This is a genomic window from Bacillus sp. SG-1 (assembly GCF_000181495.1).
GTDB lineage: Bacteria > Bacillota > Bacilli > Bacillales > Bacillaceae_B > Rossellomorea.
On record NZ_ABCF01000174.1, the window covers coordinates 1 to 1,362 of the forward strand.

The window sequence follows — 1,362 nt, forward strand, 5'->3', positions numbered from 1 at the left end:
TTAGTTACAACTGGTTTTTGACCAGTGATTAATGTTAATTCTTCTACAGCTGTATCCAATGCTTTTGCATTTTGAACTGCATCGCCGACACCCATGTTAATTACGATCTTTTCGATCTTAGGTACCTGCATAACTGATTTATAATTGAATTTGCTCATTAGAGCTTGAGTAATTTCGTCATTAAATTTTGCTTTTAGGCGGTTCATTTGAGTACCTCCCTTCTACTTTGAACTATTTATCTAGAACTTCACCAGATTTTTTTGCTACACGTACATTCTTACCATCAACCTTCTTGAATCCTACACGAGTTGGTTCATTCGTTTTAGGATCAAGCAGCATAACATTCGATACATGAACAGGTGCCTCTTGGCTGATGATTCCACCTTGTGGATTCGCTTGAGAAGGCTTTGAATGTTTTTTCATAACATTGATTCCTTCTACAATCACACGGTCTTTCTTAGGCAGCGCTGATAATACAACACCAGTTTTGCCTTTGTCTTTACCTGTGATAACCATTACTTTATCGCCTTTTTTAACATGCATTAGTCGCACCTCCTCTTAACGCACAATAGGTTCTATTAAAGAACTTCTGGAGCTAATGATACAATTTTCATAAAGTTGTTTTCGCGTAATTCACGTGCTACAGGTCCGAAGATACGAGTACCACGCGGTCCTTTATCATCACGGATGATTACACATGCGTTTTCGTCAAACTTAATGTAAGTTCCGTCTGTACGGCGAACGCCGCTCTTAGTACGAACAACAACAGCTCTTACTACGTCGCCTTTTTTAACAACGCCACCTGGTGTTGCTTGTTTTACTGTACATACGATTACATCACCGATATTAGCTGTCTTACGGCCAGATCCGCCTAGGACTTTAATAGTCAAAACTTCACGAGCGCCAGAGTTGTCGGCAACTTTCAAACGAGATTCTTGTTGAATCATCTAGGTAACCTCCCTTCGGAAAATAAATATCCGAACATTTATTAGATAATTACTGCTTTTTCTACTACTTCTACTAAACGGAAACGTTTTGTAGCTGAAAGCGGGCGAGTTTCCATGATACGTACGATATCGCCAGTTTTAGCTTCGTTTTGTTCATCATGCGCTTTGAACTTTTTAGAGTATTTTACGCGTTTGCCGTATAGTGAATGTTTTTTGTAAGTTTCAACTAGAACTGTAACTGTTTTATCCATTTTGTCGGAAACAACACGTCCAGTGTAAACCTTACGTTGGTTGCGTTCACTCATTCTGCAAACCTCCTCTCATTTATCGATTGTTAACGCCGATCTCTCTTTCATGGATTACAGTTTTCATACGAGCGATCGCTTTGCGTACTTCGCGGATGCGGGCAGTGTTT

At 39.6% G+C, this 1,362-nt stretch carries 5 protein-coding genes; all 5 read right to left on the bottom strand.

Annotation, left to right across the window (positions count from 1 at the left end; genetic code table 11):
• Nucleotides 1–206: 50S ribosomal protein L5 (gene rplE, locus BSG1_RS19515; protein WP_006838976.1), on the bottom strand; the 206-nt coding region annotated here is incomplete at its 3' end.
• Between the two features lie 25 nt (nucleotides 207–231).
• Nucleotides 232–543 (bottom strand): 50S ribosomal protein L24, encoded by a 312-nt coding sequence (gene rplX, locus BSG1_RS19520; RefSeq protein WP_006838977.1) that lies wholly within the window; start codon nucleotides 541–543, stop codon nucleotides 232–234.
• A gap of 35 nt (nucleotides 544–578) precedes the next feature.
• Entirely contained in the window at nucleotides 579–947 is a 369-nt protein-coding gene (gene rplN, locus BSG1_RS19525; RefSeq protein ID WP_006838978.1) for a 50S ribosomal protein L14, read from the bottom strand.
• Nucleotides 948–988: 41 nt separating this feature from the next.
• A complete protein-coding gene (rpsQ, locus tag BSG1_RS19530) occupies nucleotides 989–1,252 on the bottom strand; it encodes a 30S ribosomal protein S17 (RefSeq protein WP_006838979.1) in 264 nt (87 codons plus the stop codon).
• A gap of 19 nt (nucleotides 1,253–1,271) precedes the next feature.
• Nucleotides 1,272–1,362: 50S ribosomal protein L29 (rpmC, locus tag BSG1_RS20665; RefSeq protein ID WP_083802941.1), on the bottom strand; the 91-nt coding region annotated here is incomplete at its 5' end.